Genomic DNA, 3,075 nt, shown 5'->3' with positions numbered 1-3,075 from the left:
CGACCCAGGCGGGGACCTTCGCGCTCACGGTCACGGCGACCGACTCGACCTTCGGGGCCGGCGCGCCCTTCACCGTTGGTCGCGCCCTGACCCTCGCGGTCTCGCCCGCGCCGCCGCCGGTCGTCGAGGACGCCACGGCCCAGGCGCCCTATGGGGCCGGCGGGGTGACCATCGACCTGCAGGCCGAGGTGACGGGCCTCTTCACCAGCCTGGCCATCGTCAGCCCGCCCGCTCACGGCACGGCCGTCGTCAGCGGCGCGAGCGTGGTCTACACGCCCGCCGCCGGCTTCTACGGCGCGGACGGATTCGACTATCAGGCGGTCGGGCCGGGCGGGACCAGCGGCCTGGCCCGGGTGGCGGTGACGGTCGCCGCCGCCGTCCCCGTGGCGGTGGCGGACACCGCCGCCACCCCGGCCAACCAGCCGGTCTCGATCGCGGTGACGGCCAATGACAGCGGTCCGCTGACGGCGGTGGCCCTGGCCTCGGCTCCCGCCCACGGCGTGGCCTCGCTCAACGGCCTGAACATCGATTACGCGCCGGCCAGCGACTTCTTCGGAACCGACAGCTTCACCTACACCGCCTCGGGCCCGGGCGGGACCAGCGGGCCGGCGACGGTCACGGTCACGGTGTCGGCCCTGGCCGTCCCCGTAGGCCAGGCCAAGACCCTGGTGATCCTGGCCGGCCAGCCGGGCCAGGTCGCGGCGGGGCAGGGGGCTAGCGGGTCTCCGACTGGCGCGGCGGTGGCCACGGCGCCGGCCTATGGCGCGGCCACGGTCAGCGGCCTGACCATCACCTATGCGCCCGCCGTCGGGTTCTCGGGGGCCGACAGTTTCACCTATACGCTCAGCAACGCCTTCGGAACCTCGGCCCCGGTCCCGGTGACGGTGACGGTCAATCCCGTCCCGCTGACCGCGCCGCCGATCACCATCGAGATCCTGGCGGGTCAGGTGGCCAGCCTGGAGCTGACGGCGGGCGCCAGCGGCGGCCCCTTCACCGCCGCGGCCATCACCGAACTCGGTCCGAACGGCGCGGGGACGGCGACGATCACCGCGCCGTCGGCGGGCGTCTATCGCCTGACCTTCACCCCGGCGGCCGACTTCGCCGGGACCGCCCAGATCGGCTACACCCTGACCAACGCCTTCGCCACCTCGGCCCCCGGCCGGGTGACGGTGATCGTCAACAGCCGGCCCGATCCCGGCTCCGACCCTGACATTCGCGGCCTGATCGCCGCCCAGGACGCGGCGGCCCGCCGCTTTGTCAGCGCCCAGCTGAGCAATTACAACCGGCGGATGGAGACCCTGCATGGCGGCGGCGCGGGCGTCGGCGGCGGCAACGCCAACCTGATTTCGCTGTCGGGCGGTTCGCCCGATCGACCCGACGGCCTCGAGGCCATGAACCGCTTCCGGCGCTATGCGGCGCTCGATCTGGAGCGGCAGATGATCCTCGACGGGGCAGACGGCCTGGGCCGTGGCCGGTCTTTGTCGGCGACGCCGTCGGCCGGCGACCCGGTCTCGGGCGGATCGGGCGCCAAGCCCAGTCGCTGGGGCGTCTGGGCGGCCGGATCGGCGGACTTTGGTCTGCGCGACACGGTCGGCTCGGAAAGCGGCTTCCGCTTCACGACCGATGGTCTGACCTTCGGCGCCGACTACCGGGTCGGCGAGCATCTGGCGGTGGGGGTCGGTCTGGGCTACGGCCGCGACTCCAGCCGGATCGGCCAGCAGGGCGCCAAGAGCCGGGTTCAAGGCTATAGCGGCGGCGCCTATGCCAGCTATCAGCCCATCAAGGACGCCTTCATCGACGGGGTGATCGGGGTGGGCAGTCTCGACTTCGACTCCCGTCGGGTCATCGCCGCCACGGACGGCCTGGCGCGCGGCGAGCGCGGCGGCGACCAGCTGTTCGGATCGGTCACCGCCGGGATCGAACGGCGCGGTCCCAACTGGCTGATCTCGCCCTATGGCCGGCTGGGGGCCAGCCGCTCGACCCTGGACGCCTTCGCCGAAACCGGTGGCGGGGTCTATGGCCTGACCTTCGCGGCCCAGACCGTGCGGACCCTGGCCGCGACCCTCGGCCTGCGCGGCGACTATGTCCACGCCACCACGTTCGGCGCCATCATGCCAAGGGTTCGTCTGGAATATAGCCACGACTTCGAGGATCCCGGCGAGGCGGTCCTGACCTATTCCGACTGGCTCGGCGGCCCGGCCTATCGCGTCGCGGTCGACCCGATCGATCGTAACCTGATCCGGCTGGAACTGGGGGTCGATTTCCAGGTCACGGGCGGCTTGACGCTGGGCTTCGACCTCGACAACAGCGTCGGCGACAATAGCGAAAGCCACGGCCTGAGGGTTTCGGTGCAGTCGCCCTTCTGACGGGCGCGCGACCGCGCGGCGATCGTCGCGCGGTCGGAGGAGGGCCGCTTAGGCGCGGGCGACCATTCGGCTGACGATCAGGCGTTCGGCGTTGACGCGGTCGCCGCGCTTGAGGATCTCAAGGTGGACGTGGTCGACGATGCCGGGATAGCGCTGTTGCAGGCTTTCGACGCGGCCGATCGGCTGACCCAGGCGCACGGTCTGTCCGAGCTCGACCTCCGGGCTGACATAGAAGGCGCGGGCGGCGTAGCCGAGGGCCGGATTGGTGATCTCGACGAACTGCAGGGTCGAGCCGGGATAGGCATAGCCGATCTTGGTCACATAGCCCGAGAGTGGGGCCGCGACTGGCTGGTCGGCGACCGCGGCATAGTCGACGCCCTCGTGCTGGCGGGTCCCGCCGTCGCGCGAGGCGCCGAACTGGCCGTCGCCGAAATCATCGTGGCCGCGCGGGCCGCGCCGGTGGGATTGGCGAAATCAGCGGCCCCGTCGCCGTCGATGTCGGCCCCGCGCCAAACCATCACGCGTTGCACGGGGGCGGGCGGCGCCTCGGCGTCGAGGCGCTTGAGGAACTGGCGAAGCGGCGAGAACGGTGCGGCGTTATGCGCCATCGGCGGCGCCTCCATGGCCAGGCCCGCCATGGCGCGAAGAGAACGCCTAGGCGAGGGCGGCGCGCGCCAGGGTGGCGAAGGTCTTCGACGTCGATGATCGC

2 protein-coding genes and 1 pseudogene are annotated in these 3,075 nt (G+C 72.0%); 1 reads left to right on the top strand and 2 read right to left on the bottom strand.

Annotated features, from left to right (window positions below):
- Window positions 1–2,366, top strand: a 2,366-nt coding sequence (locus CSW58_RS11370) for an autotransporter domain-containing protein (RefSeq protein WP_143755181.1), incomplete at its 5' end; no start/stop codon positions are given.
- A gap of 48 nt (window positions 2,367–2,414) precedes the next feature.
- On the opposite strand, the pseudogene CSW58_RS15360 reads toward CSW58_RS11370, so the two are convergent.
- A pseudogene (locus CSW58_RS15360) lies at window positions 2,415–2,693 on the bottom strand (M23 family peptidase); the annotation flags it as partial.
- Window positions 2,684–3,004 carry a hypothetical protein gene (locus tag CSW58_RS15355; RefSeq protein ID WP_236627792.1) on the bottom strand — a complete coding sequence of 107 codons (321 nt, stop codon included), beginning with the start codon at window positions 3,002–3,004 and terminating at the stop codon, window positions 2,684–2,686. The pseudogene CSW58_RS15360 and the gene CSW58_RS15355, both read right to left, overlap by 10 nt.
- Between the last annotated feature and the right edge of the window lie 71 nt (window positions 3,005–3,075).

Origin of the sequence: Caulobacter sp. B11 (assembly GCF_002737765.1) — a bacterium.
GTDB lineage: Bacteria > Pseudomonadota > Alphaproteobacteria > Caulobacterales > Caulobacteraceae > Caulobacter.
Note: the sequence above shows the minus strand (reverse complement) of the source record. Positions and strands in the feature narration are given on the sequence as shown.